Below are 18,934 nucleotides of genomic sequence, written 5' to 3' on the forward strand. Positions count from 1 at the left end.
GTCTATTGGCCCCCGCGCGTGGCAGCACCTGGCGACTGCGAAGCGTCCGGCTCGCCTATCGGACGCCCAGATGGCTCTTTGAGACCGAGGAAGCGATCGCGCTGCTCGGTCCACAGTTGCGCACATCCATCGTCACGCAGAGCAGCCTCGCCAAGGGCCTGGCAGCGGCGCAGGCCATCGCGAAGCGGGTTCGGCATCAAGCCTGCGGTTGTATGCGCGCCCTCGCCCGCCGGCTTGTTCTCCTTCCGGCTCATACCGAGCGCGGCCGCCGCGATTGCGGCCGCAACAAAGATGACACCCACCGCGCGAGCGAGGGTTTTGCCGTCCATCGTCATCGACCTCCGCGGTTGAACATCTGGACCGAGCCGGCCTGGTAGCCAGAGCCTGGCGCCAGGAAGCGGCGGCGTTGCTCGCGGCCCTGATCGACCGCGGCAGCACGTTCGGCCTCAGCCAGAGCCTGGGCGCGGCCGTTGGCGGCGACCACAGCGGTCAGGTCCGCGAGCTGCTGGCCCTGGAGCGCAAGAAGCTGATTGCCAGCTTGCGTCGCCTGCAGCGCTCCGGTCGCCGATTGGCTGGCACCGACCAGCGCCGACATCTGCGCGCGGCCGGTCTCGATGTTTCCGACGACGCCCGCCTGGACGCGCATGGCGTCCTGAAGGCCGCCTACCGTGTTTTGCCAGCGCGAGCGCGCCTCCGTGACGAGCTCTCGGTCGGACGCGGAGAGCGAGACGCCGCCGTATTGCTGCTGAAAGGCCTTGTCGACCTGCTCGACGTCGAAGGCGATGTTCTGCGCTTGCCCGAGAAGCTGTTGCGTGCGTTGCACCGACTGTTGCAGTTGCTGGAGCGAGGACAAAGGCAGGCTCGCCAGGTTGCGCGCCTGGTTGATCAGCATCTGGGCCTGGTTCTGAAGCGAGGTGATCTGGTTTGTGATCTGCTGCAGCGAACGCGCGGCCGTCAGAACATTCTGGGAATAGTTCGATGGATCAAACACGATGAAGGCATGCGCTGGCGCCGTCATCATCGGCGAGATCGCGAGCGGCGCGGCGAGCATCCCCGCGACCAGAAAAAGGGCGCGCGGGCGGCTTTGACGAACAGTCATGGTTGAGGATCCTTTTCAGGTTCGGGAAGGGTGAGGTTGGGAATGAGATCGGCGGCCCAGCCGACGTCGCGGGCACGCAGCCAGGCCGCCAGGAAGCCGTGGCGGCCATGCTCGGCGATGATGCTGCCGATCAGGGCCTGATCGCTCTTCGAGGACGCGGCGCAGAGCGCGAGGCCGACCTCGGACAGGCCGAGTTCGAAGAGACGGTTGCCGCGACGGGACTGGCAGTAGTAATCGCGCTTGGGTGTCGCTCGTGCCAGGATTTCGATCTGGCGGTCGTTCAGGCCGAAGCGGCGATAGATGGCGGTAATTTGCGGCTCAACCGCGCGTTCGTTGGGCAACAGCAGCCGGGTTGGACAGCTTTCGATGATTGCCGGCGCAACAGTCGAATTGTCGATATCGGCAAGTGACTGGGTGGCGAAGACGACGCTGGCGTTCTTCTTGCGCAGCGTCTTCAGCCACTCGCGCAACTGTCCAGCAAACCCCTCGTCATCGAGGGCAAGCCAGCCTTCGTCGATGATGAGCAGCGTTGGACGCCCATCGAGCCGGTCACTGACGCGATGAAACAGATAGGACAGGACAGCCGGCGCGGCTTGTGTGCCCACCAGCCCTTCGATCTCGAAAGCCTGCACGGATGCCTGGCCGAGGTGTTCGGCCTCGGCGTCGAGCAATCGGCCGTGCGCGCCTCCGACACAGTACGGGCGCAATGCCTGCTTCAGGTCATTGGCCTGCAAAAGCACGCTGAGCCCGGTGATGGTGCGCTCCTCGACGGGAGCCGAGGCAAGCGACGTCAGCGCCGCCCAGATATGCTCCTTTGCGTCCGGGGTGATTGGGACGCCGTCGCGCGTCAGGATCGCGACGATCCAGTCAGCCGCCCAGGCGCGCTCGTATGTGTCATGAACCCGGGCGAGCGGCTGCAGCGAAACGGAGGCGTCCATGCCTTCGGTGAGGCGCCCTCCGAGATCGTGCCAGTCGCCGCCCATGGCGAGCGCCGCGGCGCGGATAGAGCCGCCGAAGTCGAAGGCGAAGATCTGAGCGTTGCGGTAGCGGCAGAACTGCAGCGCCATCAGCGCGAGCAGCACCGACTTGCCGGCGCCAGTGGGGCCGACGACGAGCGTATGACCGACATCGCCGACATGAAGGACCAACCGGAACGGGGTCGAGCCTTCGGTCTTGCCGTAAAGCAAGGGAGGACTGACCAGATGCTCGTCCCGTTCCGGCCCCGCCCACACGGCGGACAGGGGCATCATGTGGGCGAGATTGAGCGTTGAGATGGGAGGCTGGCGGACATTGGCGTAGGCGTGTCCGGGCAAGGAACCGAGCCAGGCGTCGACGGCATTGACGGTCTCAGCAATCGCCGTGAAGTCGCGGCCCTGGATGACCTTCTCGACAAGCCGCAATTTCTCGTCGGCGACGCGCGGGTCACAATCCCATATGGCGACGGTCGCGGTGACATAGGCCATACCCGCCATGTCGGCGCCGAGCTCCTGCAACGCGGTGTCGGCGTCGGCCGCCTTATTGGCGGCGTCGGTGTCGAGGAGGGCTGAAGCTTCGTTGGTCATCACCTCCTTGAGGATCGCGGCGATGCTCTTGCGCTTGGCAAACCATTGCCGCCGTATCCTGGTCAACAGGCGGACTGCGTCGACCTTGTCGAGCAGGATGGCGCGGGTCGACCAGCGGTAGGGGAAGGCCAGCCGATTGAGGTCATCAAGCAGGCCGGGCGTCGTGGCGGTCGGGAAGCCGACAATCGAGAGCACGCGAAGATGCTTGTCGCCAAGCCGCGGTTCGAGCCCGCCGGCGAGCGGCTCGTCGGCCAGCAGCGCATCGAGATAGACCGGCGTCTCGGGGACGCGCACCTTATGGCGTTTGGTCGAGATCGTCGAATGCAGGTAGGTCAGCGTTTCGCCATCATCGAGCCAGTGGCATTCCGGCATGAACCCGTCGAGCAGGGACAGCACGCGCTCTGTCCGGTCGACAAAGGCGCGCACGATCTCGCCCGGATCCGCGCCCGACTGGTCGCGACCCTCATAGAGCCAACCCTCGGCGCGCGTGGTGTCTTCGGGCGGCGGCAGGGACAGGAATGTGAGAAAGTAGCTCGATACGAAATGAACCCCCGCCTCGTCGAAGTCGGCTTTGCGCTCGGCATCGAGCAGGCCGGAAGCCGCATTGGGGAACTGGCTCTCGGGATAGGAGGCGGCTTCGTGCCGCTGCGCTTCGATGAAGATGCTCCAGCCCGAGCCGAGGCGACGAAAGGCATTGTTGATGCGCGACGCCACCGCAACCAGCTCTGCCGCGACGGCGGAGTCGAGATCGGGGCCGCGAAACCGCGCGGTGCGCTGAAAACTTCCATCCTTGTTGAGCACGACGCCCGGCGCCACGAGTGCTGCCCAAGGCAGGTAGTCGGCAAGGCGGGCAGCGGTCCGGCGGTATTCGGCAAGGCTCATCATAACCGCGCCCTCAAACCGACAGATGCCCAGGTAGACGCAGGTGCCGGCGTCCAACCTCGAAAAACAGCGGATCGCGCCTGGCGGCCCATACTGCCGTGAGATGTCCGATCGCCCAGATGAGGAGACCGGCCAGCCACAGCCGCAGCCCAAGGCCGACGGCGCCCGCCAGCGTGCCATTCAGGATGGCGATTCCGCGCGGCGCGCCGCCGAGCAGGATCTGCTCCGTCAGCGCCTGGTGGACGGGCACCGTCCAGCCCGGCACCGCGTCGAGTTGTTCGAAAGCGGTTGTCATCAGATCAACGCTCCGCCGCCGAACGAGAAGAACGACAGGAAGAAACTCGACGCCGCAAAGGCGATCGAAAGGCCAAAAACGATCTGGATGAGCCGCCTGAAGCCGCCCGAACTGTCGCCGAAGGCCAGCGTCAGGCCGGTGACGATGATGATGATGACGGCAATGATCTTGGAGACCGGTCCCTCGACAGACTGCAGGATCTTTTCGAGTGGCTGTTCCCACGGCATCGAGGAGCCTGACGCATGGGCGCTCGACGCGACCAGGAGATTGATGGCAAGGGCGGTGGCCCCCGCGGCCAGGTGGCAGCGTGCAAGGAGGCGGATCATGAGATTTCTCCTGGGTTGATCGGTGTGGCGTCAGCAATGCGATAATCGCCGTCGGGGCCGAGACCCTCGACCCGGACGAGTTCGCTAAGCCGTCGCGCGGCGCCACGTCCGGCGAGCACAGCGACGAGGTCGATCGTGTCGGCGATCAACGCACGCGGGACAGTGACGACGGCTTCCTGGATGAGCTGCTCAAGGCGGCGCAGCGCGCCCACGCCGGAGCCCGCATGAAGGGTGCCGATGCCGCCGGGGTGCCCGGTTCCCCATGCCTTCAAAAGGTCGAGGGCTTCGGCGCCACGAACCTCGCCGATGGGAATGCGATCGGGCCGCAGGCGCAGCGAAGAGCGAACCAGGTCGGCGAGCGTTGCGACGCCATCCTTGGTGCGCATTGCGACAAGGTTGGGCGCAGCGCATTGCAGTTCGCGGGTGTCCTCGATGATGACGACCCGATCCATCCCTTTCGCCACTTCGGCGAGCAGCGCGTTGGTGAGCGTGGTCTTGCCAGTCGATGTGCCGCCGGCGACAAGGATGTTCACGCGCTCCGCAACCGCGGCGCGCAAGATCGCGGCCTGGCCGGCGGACATTATGCCTGCCGCGACATAGTCATCGAGCGTGAACACGGCGACGGCAGGCTTGCGGATCGCGAAGGCGGGTGCTGCGACGACGGGCGGCAACAGGCCTTCGAAACGCTCGCCGGTTTGCGGCAACTCGGCCGAGACGCGTGGGGACCGGGAATGGACCTCGGCCCCGACATGATGGGCAACCAGGCGCACAATTCGCTCACCAGCGGCAGGCGCCAGCATTTCCCCTGTATTGGCCAAACCTTCCGAAAGGCGGTCCACCCAGATGCGGCCATCCGGGTTCAGCATTATTTCAACGATCGCGGGATCGTCGAGAAACCGGGCGATGGCTGGCCCGAGCGCGGTGCGCAGCATGCGCGAGCTGCGCGCGCGTCCTTCGGTATCGTTGTGCGAGATAGCCATCCTGTCCCCGTTATGAGCCGGGAACACATCGAACACCGCCCGGTCGGGGACGATCAAAAGAGCCCTGGAGCACTCCGATTCAACGGATTTTACCTGTCATCGTAGCGTAGCGTGCAATTACCGGCCAACGGCGGTGCCGACGGCCGTGGCGCTATAATATGAACTTTGGCAACAATACGTACATGTTTATTGACACTCGACTCCCGCGCGGTTTATGAGAGAGCGATCGATGGCCTGCCCTACAGGCGATCGTCCTTTTCACAGTGCGGAGGATTGCCATGAGGTCCGGTCAGGAGGGCGCGATTCTTCAGCGCAAAGCCGCCTTCCTCAGGCACGGCGAGACGATGCCGACATCGTCGCCAACCGACTCGACGAAGAGTGGGACCCGGTGAGCATGCTCGACATCTGGCTGGGCATTCTGCAAGGGCTGGGTATCACCGCGGAGGTCACGGCCTATGGCCTTGTCTTTGCGGTCCCCTTCGCGCTCGTCTTCGGCGTCGTGCAGTTTCTGACCACCGGCATGACACGCTTTCTGGTTACCGCCGTGATTGAATTCTGGCGCAGCTCCGCGGTCGTCGTCCTGCTCTTCTTCTTTTACTACGTGCTGCCGGTGATGGGGATCACACTATCGGCGCTGACCGTCAGTGCATTGGTGCTCGGCCTCAACACCGGCGGCTATGCCAGCCAGGCGGTGCGCGCCGGGCTGCAGTCTCTTCCGGCCGGCCAACGCGAGGCGGGCATGGCGCTTGGCCTCTCGCGCCCGGCGATCCTGTTTCTGATCGAGCTGCCGCAGGCCTTGGTCGCCATGAGCCCCGCCTTCGTCAACAACCTTATCCAGCTCGTCAAGGCGACGTCCCTCGTCTCGCTGGTCACGCTGACGGACATGACCTTCCGCGCCAAGGAAATCGCGCAGACCCAATACGATCCGGTCGCAATCTATTCGGCGCTGCTGCTTGCGTTCTTCGTCGTCTGTTATCCGATCGCACTTGCCGGCCGCTGGCTCGAGGCGCGAGTCAATCCCGAAAGAGGAACGCCGCGTGGGATTTAACTTTGACTTCGCACTATCGACCATCCCGACGATCATCGGGGCGATCGGGACGACCCTGCTCGCGACGGTCTTGAGTTGTCTCGGCGCTTCGGCGCTTGGCTTCACTTTCGAAATGATCCGCCGCGGGGGCGGTGCGCCTGGCCTCGCCGTCCGCTTCCTGATCGACTTCATCCGCTCGACGCCGGTTCTGGCCTGGCTCTATTTCCTGTATTTCGTCCTGCCCTTCTACGGGATCCGGCTTGGCGCCATGACGGTCGGCATATTGGGGCTGAGCCTCTATTACAGCGGCTATCTGGCGGAGGTGTTCAAAGCGGGCATCGACGCAATCCCGAAAGGCCAGCAGGAAGCAGCCAGAGCCTTGTCACTCACACGCCGCGACACGGTCGTCTTCGTCATCGCGCCGCAGATGTTGCGCAACGTCGCGGCACCGTTGGGCAACTATCTGGTTTCGATCCTCAAGGCGACGCCCTATCTCGCGATCCTGGCCGTGCCTGAAATGCTAGGACGCGCCTTCGACATCGCCTCCGAGACCTATCGATACGCAGAGCCACTGACCGTCGCCGGCATTCTGTTTCTCGCCTTGGCGCTGATACTTGCTTATGGCGTGAGGCGCATTGAGCAGCGCCTGCTTGCGGCTGGACGTCGCTGATGCTCGCTCAAGCCCCACATCCAGTCGCGGCCGTTCAATCGATCCCTCATGTCCGGATCGACGGCCTCAACAAATGGTTCGGCGCCCTGCAGGTTTTGAAAGACATCGATCTGACGGTTGGAGCGGGCGCGCGCATCGTCGTTTGCGGACCGTCCGGCTCCGGCAAGTCGACCTTGATTCGCTGCATCAACGGTCTCGAGCCCTTCCAAAAGGGAACGATCCAGCTCGAAGGGACGACTCTGGGAAGAAATGCCCGTGACACGGCTATGGCGCGCCGGCAGACGGGCATGGTGTTCCAGAACTTCAACCTGTTTCCGCACCTCACGGTGCTTGCCAACTGCACGCTGGCGCTGCGCCGGGTTCTCCTGAAACCGGCGCGCGAGGCCGAAGAGATCGCCATGCGGCATCTGACAGCGGTGCGCATCCCCGAAAAGGCGCAGGCCTACCCGGCCCAGCTTTCCGGCGGCCAACAACAACGGGTGGCGATCGCACGCGCGCTTTGCCTCAATCCCCGCATCTTGCTGTTCGACGAACCCACCTCGGCGCTCGACCCGGAAATGATCAAGGAAGTCCTGGACGTCATGATCGCGCTGGCGCGAAGCGGCGTGACCATGGTCTGCGTGACCCATGAAATGGGTTTCGCACGCGAAGTCGCGGATGAGATCGTTTTCATGGACCAAGGCCGCATTGTCGAACATGCTTCTTCCAGAGACTTTTTCTCTAGAGCCGCTCACCCACGCGCCCGGCTGTTCCTGGATACCATCCTGAGCCATTGAGAGCAGATGCGTGCGGACCCGGCGGGCTGCCAATGGGCGCGCACGAGCTAACGCTGGAATCGCCGAGCAGGTTACCACTCCGGTGCGAAGGCGTAGCCAGCCGAGCGGACCGTCCGGATCACATCGCTTCCCACGGATGCCCGAAGCCTCTTGCGCAGCCTGGCGATATGGACGTCGACGCCCCGGACATCGGTTGCGGCGGCATGTTCAGGCCAAGCGGTCGCGACCAGTTCCTCGCGGCTGAAGACTTTGCCAGGCTGCGCCAAAAGGCTGCGCAAGAGCTTGAACTCGATCGGTGGCATCACAATTTCTTTTTGCCGGAAGAATGTCCGGTGGGTTTGTCGCTCCAGCCGGAAATCGCCCTGAACCAGCTCACCCGAATCCGTTTCGCGCGATAGCTTCGCAAGGGCCGCTTTGCCATGCAGCCAGGCCAGAAGCTGTTCGGGGGCGAACGGCCGCGAAAATATCTCGTCGACGCCAGCCTTGATCAAGTCTAGATGCAGCTTGCCCGAACGCGGGGCGACCAGGCTTACCACCGGCGTCGCTTTGGTCGCGGCGGCAGACTTCAGCCAGGCGCACTGTTTGACCACCGCACGGTCGCCTGGATGGCAGTCCATGACGACAGCAAGCGGGGCTGCCGCCTCGATGGCACGTGCGATTTCCCGATCTCCCGTGATCAGCCGTATTTCAAAGCCAGCTACCGACAGGATGTGCCCGAAAACCAGGAAAAAATCCGGGTCCTTCGAGGAGATCAGGACCAGCGGCTTCATTGAGTCCACCAACCGAGTTCGAGACGTCATAGGGCTGACTACCGCGCAAGTGGGCGCGATGACAATATCCCTTGGTTTCTTTGAATCTTTTCGACCTTTCTGAGTCGCGCCTCAGCCCGAGTTTCGGGTGCTTATGGATAAAGCGGGAATGCATCGAGTGTGGACGGCAGCTTTGCGCCCAATCTCGGTCATAGGGTCTACCCTAGCGGCCTCCCAAAAGCGGACATGGAAGCGGATTGAGGAGGGGGCATTGGGACTGTCAATGCTTACTCGGCCATCCATGCTCCAGGCATGTCGATGTCAACGAACAAGGAAGCTGATCGGTGGATGGAATCCCAGGAGCCCGATTGCTTCGTCGGCATTCGAGGCTTCGTAGACGACAGAACCTTCTCGCTGAAGGAAGTCAACGACATCCATGCGAGAGAGGTCCTCGATAGTGAGCACGGGCAATCGCGAATTGGTAAGCGAAATCAATTAGATGTAAATATATCCGGAGGAGGAGTGACCGCCCATTGGCCAAAAGAGAAAGTTAACCCAGTCTCGTAGCTTTAGGATGACCTAATATACAATTCTGGCTATGATCAATTCCTAAGGGAAAGGGGGGGCGTCTCTCAGGAGGAACGCCATGTCACGCCTTGTGCTTTCTGCATCCGCGCTTTTGACGCTCATGGTTCTCTGTCCATCTGGCCAGGCTCATGCTGCCAGCATAACCCTGGACTGTGACAAAGGCAGCAAAGTCGTATCCGTCCAAGGAGGCAGTTGTAGCACCACGCCCCACCAGCAGGTTTCATGCACCGGTGACAACGGAGGCTCAGCGGGCGCAAGCTGCCATAATGGCAATGCAGATTGCTCAAGCACCTCCGGGAGCGGAACGTGCGCGCCCCCAGCGAAGGCGGTTCTACCACCTGGGACACCGCCGAAACATAAGTACCCCCGTCCCCCAAAGCACGGCACAACCTACAAATAGGGGCGCTCCCGCGAGCCCCTATTTCCGCTCCGTCCATGACCAGTCCATCGCCACGCGCATGGCAGGTGTCGGACATCCGATGCCGGTGCGGGCACGCAGTTGGGGCGGAACGGGTCGGCATCGAGGGCGGCGACTTCCTGGCCCTGCAGGACCAGATAACCCGCAGGGTCACGGCTTCGATCGGAACAAAATTAGGGGCGGTTGAGATGCACGTTCAAACGCCTGGCTGACCCAGTTACGGCGTTTGCCCAATCGGATACCCGCAGAACGGTTCCAGCGGGCGATGGCGCTGAGCCCGATGGATCCGTTCGCGTTCGCCGTGGGACTGGGAATGGGCTACGCCTTGGCCAAGACGGCTCCTTTTCCCAGGCCGTCGCGATCGCCCGTGAGTTCATCGCCGCCCACCCCGACATCATCACGTCCTATCGGTACCTTGCCGCCTGGTCGGCGATGAACGGCGACCCGAAGACCGCTCGCTGGGCCGCTCAAAAGCTCTTGGCCGCGCAGCCGAGTTTCACGATCGAGCGATCCCGGTCGCTGCCGGTCTTCCACAACACCCCGGATCGGGCATACCAGGTGGCCGAAGGCTTGGAGCTGGCGGGGTTGCCCGAGCGCTGATCAGCCAACCGTTTCTACCTGCAGGCAGGCGGCTTCTGCGGCCTCGACGCAATACGCGGCATCGTCGCCCAGCACGAGTGAGGAACAGATGCTCGCAGAGGTCCGGCGGCTGCCTTCTACCAATTGCCCGTTCGGTTCTGCGATGCGCTCATGAGCGCGCGAGAGGCGGATCGATCGAAGCTGTCGAAGCAGGCCGCTTCGACGTCAAATTTTGTCAAGCCAACGTCGCGTAAGTGGAAATTGGACAGCCGGCCAACAGAGCGCTCTATCTCGCGCCGGGTCCGCCACTCATGGACAAAGGCGAGCAGGCGTTCGAACGAATGAAGAAAAGTCCCCGGCACGCGCCGTGCGGTCTGGGCTAGTGTCGCTTGTGCTGCGTTACGCCTGGTCATGTTATCCTCCGTTGGTCGAGGTTGCGCGAAAGAAGATCACCATGACGGGGGAAGAGGGTAAGTCGCCAGCGCAGCTTCGGAAGCGTTCAGCTTCAGATTGTGAACTGGCCTTAACCCTTCTGGAGGCCTAACTTGCGGCAGAGGAGCGTTCAGCCATGACGCGACGGCCTTACGGATTGCTCTGCCCGATCTCGCGCGCCTGCGAGTTCCTGGAGCCGCGCTGGACGATCCAAATCCTGACCGAGCTTTGGAACGGCTCGACCCGCTTCAACGACATTCGCAAGGGCGTAGGCAACATCTCGTCCGCCCTCTTGTCGAGGCGGCTCAAGGAGATGGAAGCGTTGGGCCTAGTCGAGCGCATCGAGGACGAGGCGTCGGGCACCATCGCCTATTTGCGCACCGAGAAGTCGATCAAGCTCGAGCCCGCGATGAACGCGCTGGCGGAATGGGCGCAATGCAACATCGAGGCGGAGGTCGCGCTCGCCGACGTGGATGTTTCCACTCTGATGTGGTTGGTGCGGCGAAAGATCGACCTCGCTGAGCTGCCGAGGCGGCGTGCCGTCATCCGCTTCCATTTCCGGGACGATCCCCCGCCGAAGTACCCTCATTACTGGCTTGTGGTCGAGCCGGGCGCCAATGTGCCCGAGCTATGCTCGGCCGACCCGCGGCGGGACGTCGACCTTTACGTCGAGACCGGCGTTGTTTCGCTGGGGGCCATCCTGGAGGGCCGCTCAAGCATCGAGCGCGAGAAAGAAAGGGGCGGCCTTTTCCTAAGCGGCGACCCCGGCCTTGCCCGCAGCATGGACCGTTGGCTGCGAACCTCGGTCTATGCAGCACTCGAAGGAATCATCCCGCTTTCTTGAACCATACTGCGGTTGCGGCCCGACGAGTGGATGCTCGCTCGTTGCCGTTCAACGCCTGCTATAGTGACTGGCGCACATGCCGCACTACATCTCCTGATCCGGCGGTTTCAACCGGCTTTGTGCATTAGCTCCTGTCCGCCCTTTCCAACTTCGTCGGCGATCGCGCGCCTTGTTCGTTCTATGCGATGACTGGCTCCCTGTAGCGCTCGCCGCTTGTCATCAATGCCCAGACCATGCGGGCGGTCTTGTTGGCCAGCGCAACCGCCGCAACCTTGGTTGTTCGTCGCGCCATCAACTGCACGAGCCATGGCCTGCTGGTCCCGTTCCGTTCGGCATAGAGGATGACCGCCATTGCGCCGACTACGAGTAATTGTCGCAGGTAGCGATTGCCGCATGCTCGAGGCGCAGCTCAGGGTCGTGAGGGAACAGATCCTCGAGAAAGATCGCAGGGTTCGGGCGAGTGCGCGTGAGACCGAGCTTGGTCGCACTTGATGGGAATCCCAGGCGTCGGCCCGCTGCTGGCGAGTGCATTCGTGGCTACGGTCGTTTGGGGAACCGCTTCATTCCGATTGCGCGCCAAATCAACCCGATCCCGCCTTCTGTCGCTCTTTGTCGCATGATTTCACGTGGATCATATTGGGGTTTTCTTTCAGCTCCGCCCGTGTGGCGCAGGCTCGGAGTCCAGCCTTTCTTGCGCCTTCTGCAACAAGCTCGGTCTCGTGCTCCCCGCCGACAAACCACTTGGTGAGAAATTTCTCCGCAGTCCAGTCGGGGTCATCTTTCAACACCATGGCCGCAGCTTTCTTCGCCTCTTCCGGCTGGTTCAGGTAGCCATACAGCATGGCAAGAAAGGATTTCTCGTTTATCGAAGGGCCTGTCACAAGTTTCGCATAATTAAGCGATTTATCGAACTGCTCCTGAAAAAAGTATCCCCAGTAAAGACCGTAATTATACCAATTCGGGTAGTGAGGATTTAGCAAAATCGCTCTCTCGGAGAGACGGACCGCCCGCGCGGACTGGCTGGCAGCAATGTTCGTGGCAATTAGCGCAAGAGTGTCTGCATCGTTTGGCGCAAGGGCTTCTGCTCTGTCGAACTCGACAAGCGCTTGCGCCCACTCACCATTCCAGTTGAGAGCCTGGCCGAGAGCGCCATGGGCCTCATTGTTGTTGGGATCGAGCTCCACTGCTTTTCGGGCAGCCTCAAGCTGCTTTAACAGTGCCTGCTGGGGCGAGTCAGCAAAGCCATAGCCGTACATGAGACTGTACACATAGGCCAAGCCGACGTAGGCCCGCGCCATCTGTGGATCGAGTTCGATGGCCTTGCGGAACAGCCTCTCTCCTTCGATCAACCCATCTTTCGTGACGCCTCCTACAGGGGTTAAGGCCACCGCATCGGCCATCAAATAGGTGTCATAAGCCGTCAGACTGTTGGGCGGCTTGTGCTGGGCGAGTTTAAACTGCGATTTGCGAATGACGCCGACCTGGGACCCCAAGGTATTTGCGATCTTCGCAGTGACGTCGCTCTGCACCTCAAAGATATCTTCGTCCGGCCGATCGTAGCGCTCGGACCAAAGGTCGGCGCCTGTGACAGCGTCAACAAGCTGCGCCCTGATGCGAACGCGATCGCCGATCGCCTGCAGGCTGCCCTCTAGAACAAACCTCACCCCCAGATCCGCACCGACCTGGCGAACGTCCGCTGACGTGGCCCTGTAAGCGTCGGTCGAGTGGCGTGCGATGACAAGAACATGGTCCGCTTGGGACAGCTCAGTGATGATGTCCTCTGATATCCCGTCAGCGATCCGTTCCCATTTGGGGTCATCGCCGAGATTGTCGAACGGCAAAACGGCAATCGACGCTTCATCGAAAGCCGCGCCCGATGGTTTCCACCAGTGCTGGGTGCCAAGAACGGCGGCGGCTGTGACCGCCACAACAACAGCCAACCCTTCCGGCATCAGCCATTTGTTGCGCAAGCGACGAGCTTTGAGCAGGTGGCGTCGAGGCTGCCCGTTCAGATTCACCCGGTAGACCGGCACAGGCTCGGCGATGTTCTTCACGCGCTGCTCGCCGATGGCCTCGAAGGCAAACGCAAGCTTCTTCTCTACCTCCTTGGCCACCTTGCCGGACACGTAGACGCCACCGGGCTCCGCGATTTGCTCCAGACGCGCGGCTATGTTGACACCTTCGCCATAGCGGTCGTCGCCCTCGACGATCACCTCGCCGAGATTGATGCCGATACGCATTTGGAAGCGCTGCCCCTCGGGAACGGCCGCGTTGCGCTCCACGAGGCCTTTTTGCAGCGCCATGGCGCATTCGACGGCGTCTACGACGCTGGAGAACTCAGCCAGCAGACCATCGCCCATGAGCTTGAATATATAACCATGATGACTGGAGATTTCGGGCTCGAATAGTTCCTTGCGGCCGGCCTTGAGACGCTCGAACGTGCCCTGTTCGTCCTGCTCCATCAAAGCGGAGTAGCCGACCACGTCCGCGGCAAGAATGGCAGCAAGCTTCCGGTCCATGACCGCTCCCCGCACGCCTGATAGCGTAGTTCTGAGCGCCCGTCTCAGGCGGCAGTGTCGGTGACGCTGCCCGGGCTGCGTGGGAGACCTTCCGGGGTCCCGCTCGCATCATTAGATATATCTAAAATGATGTCGAGGGCTTGGTGGCTCGGTCGGTCCGAGCCGGCGTCAGTTCCAACTCCTACGCATCCCGCAAAACCGAAGAGTGGAGGTAATAGTCCGAGTGGTGCAACGGAACCCGCCGAGCCTCACTAGTAGGCCATCCAGTGACTAAGTCCCTTCTCGTTGGGTGTCTCAAAACCAACAGGATGCCCCGCCAGTCAGTAATGAGGAGTGGCGGGCATCCTCGTTTGCCCAATGAAAAGCCCAGCGCTACGGGCAGACAACGACGGGGCGGCAAGTGGGCTGCCCCCCTGAACCACCCGCCTAATATTCCAGTTGCTTAAGGGGGACCTCGGCGGTCAAAGCGAATAGCATTTCAGGTCGGGCGGCTTGTCAGGTCATCCGCCAAGGGCGGCCCCAACAGGTCAGAAGCGGAGTGACGGCTTTCCGGCTCCGCGGCGAGGTTATCAGACGTTCGAACTGCTCCGGGACGTGAGCCCACGTTTGTTTCCACCTACGTCCGATGGCAGCTGACTTGCTCCTGTCGAGGCTGCGTCCCAATATCATCTGGTGGGGGCTGTTTTCTGGTAAGTTTGATCTGGAGCAAATCGCTCCATAACCGCGCGCGCTACCTTTTTGTCTGAGTTTGCCTCAGCGAGGAGTCCAATCTGGACCGACCCTGCCATGAAATCTCTGCGCGTCATTGTTCGCCACCATGGTGGGCCTGAAGTTCTGGAGGTCGTGGAGGAAGACGCGCCCCATCCGGCATCAGGTGAGTTGCGGGTGCGAACAATCGCCGCCGGTGTCTCCTTCGCAGAGCTATTGATGCGGGAGGGGATTCATCCGGAAAAGACGACCCTGCCATTTACGCCAGGATGGGATATTGTAGGCATCGTGGACGAGGCCGGAGACGGAGCGTCCCATGCGATGGTTGGCAGAATGGTTGCCGCGTTGCCCATTCATGGTGGCTACGCCCAGTTGATCTGCCTGCCGGAAGATGAACTCACTCCGGTCCCACCTGGTGTTGATCCCGCCGAGGCAGTTAGCCTCGTACTGAACTACGTTACGGCCTATCAGATGATGTATCGCCTTGGGCATGCCTCAGCGGGACAACGGGTCCTTATTCATGGCGCGGCCGGTGGAGTGGGCACGGCTCTGCTGCAACTTGGCCGCCTGGCAGGCTTGGAGATGTATGGGACTGCATCTCTTGCGGCTCATCAAACCGTGTCAGATCTCGGCGCTACGCCGATCGACTACGAGCGGACCGACTTCGTCAAAGAGATCCATCGCCTGACAAACAACGGCGTGGACGTCGTCTTCGACGGGGTCGGCGAAGCCAATGTCTGGCGTTCGTTTCGGACTCTGAGGCCTGGCGGTCGCGTCATAGCCTATGGCTTCACCTCATTTCTGCAGAAGGGCCAACTGGCAGGCGGCTTACGTTATCGTCTTCGCGGGATATTGCGACCTGCGTGGTACGCGGTCCGCGCTTTCGTTTCACCAGGCCGACGACGCATCCTCCCTTACAGCATACAATATTTGAAACGGTGGAGGCCCGCCTGGTTCCGCGAAGATCTCGGCGCCTTACTCGAGCTGCTTCGCGATGGGAAGATCAAGCCGATCGTTGCCGAGCGGATTCCTTTGACCGAGGCTCGTCGCGCCCAGGAACTGCTCGGTCAGGGAGGCGTCAAGGGCAAGATCGTGCTGATCTGCAATTCGCTGGCACCCCGACAAGGTATTGCTGAGCAAGAGCAGAGCCTTTAAACTGTAAGCCCTGCCTCAACCGTCGGCCTGGGACGTTTCAACGACCACTTCGCGCCGCAATCACTACGTCCGGTTTCTTGTCACAATGTCTGGCTTTAAGGAAGCCGCAAACGGATGTGCGTACGCTTCGATCCGAAATCTGGCGGGTCAGCCATGTTAACATTATGGGTAATCAAACGGCGTGCAATAATTCAAACCATTGCGCACGCTCTTTTTGGCACGCTGCTGTTGAAATGCCCCCCTAAATAGTTCTGCCGCCACGAGCTGCTTCGGCACCTTGCTGCGCGTGTGAACGAACATATCGTGGCCGCCTGCGCACAAATGCCCGCCATCGGGGCCCCCCGATTGCCACGGTCTGGACATACTGCATGATCGGCGTCCCCTCTTGGGGTTGCCTAAATCAGAAAGTCGGTCGGCTCACATCCATGCCGACTTGTTTGGCTGTGGCGAAGTGGTCGATGCCGGCCAGAATTGCTATTCCATTCGCCACCGCGGCCTCAACGAGGCGATCTATGCTCGCTTTGCACGCGCCGCTTCTCTCTTGAAGCTACCGACCCTTGACCTCATCCATCTTCAGGGCAAGTTCGGCCGGGGTGAGGATGCCTTTCCGGAAGAGGATGTTGGCGAAAGCAACGATCCAGCGGTCATAGTAGCTTAGCTTTCCCACCATCTCGGCGCCGAGAGCTTCGACGCCACAGCGTTTCTCCTCTGTGTTGATGATCTTGTGAAAATCGAGAACATCTGCCAGGGCGTGGCAGCGCTTTTCCCAAGGCTCAAGCTCGTGGTCTACGCGATGGATGGGGTCGGACGGCAATCCCCCGATATCGTTGGGAAGTCGACTTACGAGGTGACGATTGTCAGTCATGGTGCAACCTCAAGATCTAATCTGACGGGAACCACTCCTATCATGGCATCACGCGTGACGAGATCGGCCAGCTGCTGCTCATCATAGTCATCGGTGCCATCCGGACGCATCGGCAGCACCAGGTAGCGCACTATCGCCGTCGAATCGCTGACGCGGACCTCGACGTCGTCAGGAATTTCGGTGCCAAACTCTGCAAGGACGGCGCGAGGCTCGGAGACGGCGCGTGCCCTGTACGGCTTCAGCTTGTACCAGTCCGGCGGAAGCCCCAAGACCGGCCGAGGGTAGCAGGAGCACAATGTGCAGACGATCAGGTTGTGAACGTCCGGTGTGTTTTCCAGCACAATGAGTTCTGTGTCGTCGTAGAAGCTGATGCCGAGCTCCTCGCATGCAGTGCGGCCGTTCTCCAGCAAGCGGGCCTTGAACGCCGGGTCGACCCAGGCTCGCGCGACGACCTTTGCGCCGAGAGCGGGGGTGCGCGAGTCGATGACTTCAATCTGCCGGCGGATCTCGTCGGCGCGGATCAGCTTGCGCTCAATCAGAAGCTCGCGGACGGCCGTTTCCATGATGTCGAAATAGCCCGGCGCTTCGTCCTGCGTGATTTCGGCGTGATCGTCATGGTGGTCCTGACCGGGGTCAGCCATCTTCATATCCTTTCCAGCCATGTCTCGAAGATTTCGATGCGCAGCCCGTCTTGCGGCGAGCCGGCATAGTCTGCCCAGATCTCGGCCATAGGTATCGCCACGCGGTAATAATGCCGCTTTGACCCGGCGTTGCGGCCAAAGCCCTCTTCCTCATTGTCGACTGCGGCCGGTTCGATCACGGCTTCGACCGCCCCATGCTTGCCACGCAGATAGATAGGCACGCGGTAGTGGCCGATCGGAGCGCGCATGAGTATCCGGACCCGATCTCCCGCTTTAAAAATGGGTGCCTCGCCGGCGGCGAGAACGACTCTGAAGTGGGCGGGTTGCAAAGTTCCGCGAATATTCGACATCTCTCGTCTCTTCGGCTTCCTGCGCGTATTGCCGCGGCCTAGCTGGCGTCCACGAAACGGAACGCGTTTCCGGTGCGGTTTGCATAGCCGACCCCGGGGTACTCCCAATGGTAGCCAAGCAGCTTCACCTTGTCGGTCGCGGCACGGTCGAGCAGCTTGAACCGGTTGCTGATCGCTAATTCCGGAAGTGTGTCATAGCCGAACTTCCAATCCGGATGTTCGAACGAGACGATCTGGTTGTTGGCCACGTCCGCCGTGATAACCATTCCCTCGGCGCCTGCTAGTTCGAATGACAGGTGACCCGGCGTGTGGCCAGCCGAGTCAAGCACGCTCATCCCCGTAATAACGTCGTCACCGGGCTTCAGCATCACCACACGGTCTTTGATCGCATTGAGGTCCCGCTGCGCCCCCTTTGCGAACTCATGCAGGGCATCGGGCATGTTGGTCAGATAATCCGGATCCATCCAGAAATTCCATTCTGATGCGCCGACATGGTAGCTGGCGTTCGGATATCGCAGGCCGCCACCTTCCACCAACGTTGCCCAAATGTGGTCCGGATGCGCATGGGTGAAGACCACCTTCGTAATAGCGGTAGGATCTATCCCTGCGTTCTGCAGGTCCTCCGCGAGGTGGCCATCGCTCGGTTGATATTTGTGGCCCCCGCCGATATCGACGAGGATGAGATCGTTTCCCTTGCGCAGCAGCGGGATATTCGTCTTAGCACGAACCACGCCGCCGGGAGCGTCGATGCGATCGAGGATAGCGGCTCGCTCCTCCGCCGGAACGTCGGGCACCAGGATTTCGCCAGGAACGGAGATAAACCCGTCGCTGAGCACGGTTATCTCAAACTCACCATGCGAGAAGGTGTAGGCCGGCGCCGCGAGTGCCGCTTTCGGCATGAGAGTCGATACTGCCAGCCCGCCAGCGGTTCCCAGCACCTGCCGGCGAGTAAAGCGATCGAGGTCCATTTCAATCCCTTTCACGTTCGTTGACATCCGCCGCGGCCTGACGCCGAGCTGTTACGGCGTGCCTGGCTTGGCCGGCACGTCGAAGCTGACGATCTGGCGGTCGATGACGTGATGCGTCGGATCCGCCAGCTCGACCAGTACCTTGTGGGAACCGGGATTCAGCCCGACAACGATTATTGTCTCGCCGCTGGCGTCGACGAAATGCCAGGGCGCGTCATCAACGGTGATGTGGACATGGCCGATGCGCGGCGAGACATCGAGGGCGCCTTTGCCGAACACCGGCACAACGCGCAGGTTCTCGGTGCGGTATTGGATAAAGACGAGGCCGCGCGACAGCGGTTCGGCCAATGGCGGGTCGACGACGAGCTTCGGCGCCGGCTCATTCTCGATGGCGACAAGCGGCGATGGACCCACAATGTCCTTTGCCGTTTGCGCCGACGCCCCTGTGGTTATCCCGATTGCTGCGGTCATGGAGATCAAATCCTTCCAACTGAGCGTCAT

The 18,934-nt window shown here is 61.5% G+C and carries 20 protein-coding genes; 5 read left to right on the top strand and 15 right to left on the bottom strand.

The window, feature by feature from the left end; genetic code table 11:
* Positions 1-2 precede the first annotated feature (2 nt).
* Genes trbK-alt through trbB form a run of 6 tightly spaced genes read right to left on the bottom strand, consistent with a single transcriptional unit; the run spans position 3 to position 5,144 of the window.
* Complete coding sequence (gene trbK-alt / locus JN279_RS32730; RefSeq protein ID WP_446720379.1) at positions 3-335, bottom strand: putative entry exclusion protein TrbK-alt; 333 nt, start codon at positions 333-335, stop codon at positions 3-5.
* A complete protein-coding gene (trbJ, locus tag JN279_RS32735; RefSeq protein WP_202351244.1) occupies positions 332-1,099 on the bottom strand; it encodes a P-type conjugative transfer protein TrbJ in 768 nt (255 codons plus the stop codon). Before trbJ ends, trbK-alt begins: the two co-directional genes overlap by 4 nt.
* A complete protein-coding gene (trbE, locus tag JN279_RS32740; RefSeq protein ID WP_202351245.1) occupies positions 1,096-3,546 on the bottom strand; it encodes a conjugal transfer protein TrbE in 2,451 nt (816 codons plus the stop codon). The genes trbJ and trbE overlap by 4 nt, the downstream gene beginning before the upstream one ends.
* A gap of 10 nt (positions 3,547-3,556) precedes the next feature.
* A complete protein-coding gene (locus JN279_RS32745) occupies positions 3,557-3,838 on the bottom strand; it encodes a VirB3 family type IV secretion system protein (protein ID WP_202351246.1) in 282 nt (93 codons plus the stop codon).
* A complete protein-coding gene (locus tag JN279_RS32750) occupies positions 3,838-4,164 on the bottom strand; it encodes a TrbC/VirB2 family protein (protein WP_202351247.1) in 327 nt (108 codons plus the stop codon). Before JN279_RS32750 ends, JN279_RS32745 begins: the two co-directional genes overlap by 1 nt.
* Positions 4,161-5,144 carry a P-type conjugative transfer ATPase TrbB gene (gene trbB / locus JN279_RS32755; protein ID WP_202353852.1) on the bottom strand — a complete coding sequence of 328 codons (984 nt, stop codon included), beginning with the start codon at positions 5,142-5,144 and terminating at the stop codon, positions 4,161-4,163. The genes JN279_RS32750 and trbB overlap by 4 nt, the downstream gene beginning before the upstream one ends.
* A gap of 394 nt (positions 5,145-5,538) precedes the next feature.
* Between trbB and JN279_RS32760 the strand changes: the two genes are divergently transcribed.
* From JN279_RS32760 to JN279_RS32770, 3 genes are read left to right on the top strand one after another with little or no spacing between them, the layout of a single operon-like run.
* Positions 5,539-6,192: an amino acid ABC transporter permease gene (locus tag JN279_RS32760; protein WP_244734247.1), complete on the top strand. Its 654-nt coding sequence runs from the start codon at positions 5,539-5,541 to the stop codon at positions 6,190-6,192.
* Positions 6,182-6,841 (top strand): ectoine/hydroxyectoine ABC transporter permease subunit EhuD, encoded by a 660-nt coding sequence (gene ehuD, locus JN279_RS32765; protein ID WP_202351248.1) that lies wholly within the window; start codon positions 6,182-6,184, stop codon positions 6,839-6,841. Before JN279_RS32760 ends, ehuD begins: the two co-directional genes overlap by 11 nt.
* Positions 6,841-7,617 carry an amino acid ABC transporter ATP-binding protein gene (locus JN279_RS32770; RefSeq protein WP_202351249.1) on the top strand — a complete coding sequence of 259 codons (777 nt, stop codon included), beginning with the start codon at positions 6,841-6,843 and terminating at the stop codon, positions 7,615-7,617. Before ehuD ends, JN279_RS32770 begins: the two co-directional genes overlap by 1 nt.
* 71 nt (positions 7,618-7,688) lie before the next feature.
* On the opposite strand, the gene JN279_RS32775 is transcribed toward JN279_RS32770, so the two are convergent.
* Both JN279_RS32775 and JN279_RS32780 read right to left on the bottom strand, forming a co-directional pair.
* The gene (locus JN279_RS32775; RefSeq protein ID WP_096454718.1) at positions 7,689-8,387 is read right to left on the bottom strand and encodes a response regulator transcription factor; all 699 of its coding nucleotides are present in this window, start codon (positions 8,385-8,387) and stop codon (positions 7,689-7,691) included.
* Positions 8,388-10,088: 1,701 nt separating this feature from the next.
* Complete coding sequence (locus JN279_RS32780; protein WP_202351250.1) at positions 10,089-10,364, bottom strand: hypothetical protein; 276 nt, start codon at positions 10,362-10,364, stop codon at positions 10,089-10,091.
* Positions 10,365-10,519: 155 nt separating this feature from the next.
* Between JN279_RS32780 and JN279_RS32785 the strand changes: the two genes are divergently transcribed.
* Positions 10,520-11,227, top strand: a complete 708-nt coding sequence (locus JN279_RS32785) for a winged helix-turn-helix transcriptional regulator (protein WP_202351251.1) — start codon at positions 10,520-10,522, stop codon at positions 11,225-11,227.
* A gap of 178 nt (positions 11,228-11,405) precedes the next feature.
* Here the strand turns inward: JN279_RS32785 and JN279_RS32790 are convergent, their stop codons facing one another.
* Entirely contained in the window at positions 11,406-11,579 is a 174-nt protein-coding gene (locus JN279_RS32790; protein WP_202351252.1) for a hypothetical protein, read from the bottom strand.
* 229 nt (positions 11,580-11,808) lie between these two features.
* Positions 11,809-13,746 carry an adenylate/guanylate cyclase domain-containing protein gene (locus JN279_RS32795; RefSeq protein ID WP_202351253.1) on the bottom strand — a complete coding sequence of 646 codons (1,938 nt, stop codon included), beginning with the start codon at positions 13,744-13,746 and terminating at the stop codon, positions 11,809-11,811.
* A gap of 786 nt (positions 13,747-14,532) precedes the next feature.
* On the opposite strand from JN279_RS32795, the gene JN279_RS32800 reads away from it, so the two are divergent.
* Positions 14,533-15,609, top strand: a complete 1,077-nt coding sequence (locus tag JN279_RS32800) for a medium chain dehydrogenase/reductase family protein (RefSeq protein WP_202351254.1) — start codon at positions 14,533-14,535, stop codon at positions 15,607-15,609.
* Between the two features lie 547 nt (positions 15,610-16,156).
* On the opposite strand, the gene JN279_RS32805 is transcribed toward JN279_RS32800, so the two are convergent.
* The 5 genes from JN279_RS32805 to JN279_RS32825 are packed head-to-tail and all read right to left on the bottom strand — an operon-like array spanning position 16,157 to position 18,934.
* A complete protein-coding gene (locus JN279_RS32805; protein WP_096454576.1) occupies positions 16,157-16,474 on the bottom strand; it encodes an SH3-like domain-containing protein in 318 nt (105 codons plus the stop codon).
* Positions 16,471-17,115: a nitrile hydratase subunit alpha gene (gene nthA / locus JN279_RS32810; protein WP_096458696.1), complete on the bottom strand. Its 645-nt coding sequence runs from the start codon at positions 17,113-17,115 to the stop codon at positions 16,471-16,473. Before nthA ends, JN279_RS32805 begins: the two co-directional genes overlap by 4 nt.
* Before the next feature lie 2 nt (positions 17,116-17,117).
* Positions 17,118-17,465, bottom strand: coding sequence for an SH3-like domain-containing protein (locus JN279_RS32815; protein WP_096454578.1), 348 nt, complete (start codon positions 17,463-17,465; stop codon positions 17,118-17,120).
* A gap of 38 nt (positions 17,466-17,503) precedes the next feature.
* Positions 17,504-18,460 carry an MBL fold metallo-hydrolase gene (locus JN279_RS32820; protein ID WP_244734249.1) on the bottom strand — a complete coding sequence of 319 codons (957 nt, stop codon included), beginning with the start codon at positions 18,458-18,460 and terminating at the stop codon, positions 17,504-17,506.
* Positions 18,461-18,484: 24 nt separating this feature from the next.
* Complete coding sequence (locus tag JN279_RS32825) at positions 18,485-18,934, bottom strand: DUF6130 family protein (RefSeq protein ID WP_096454582.1); 450 nt, start codon at positions 18,932-18,934, stop codon at positions 18,485-18,487.

The sequence above is a fragment of the Mesorhizobium sp. 113-1-2 genome, assembly GCF_016756475.1.
Taxonomy (GTDB): Bacteria; Pseudomonadota; Alphaproteobacteria; order Rhizobiales; family Rhizobiaceae; genus Mesorhizobium; species Mesorhizobium loti_C.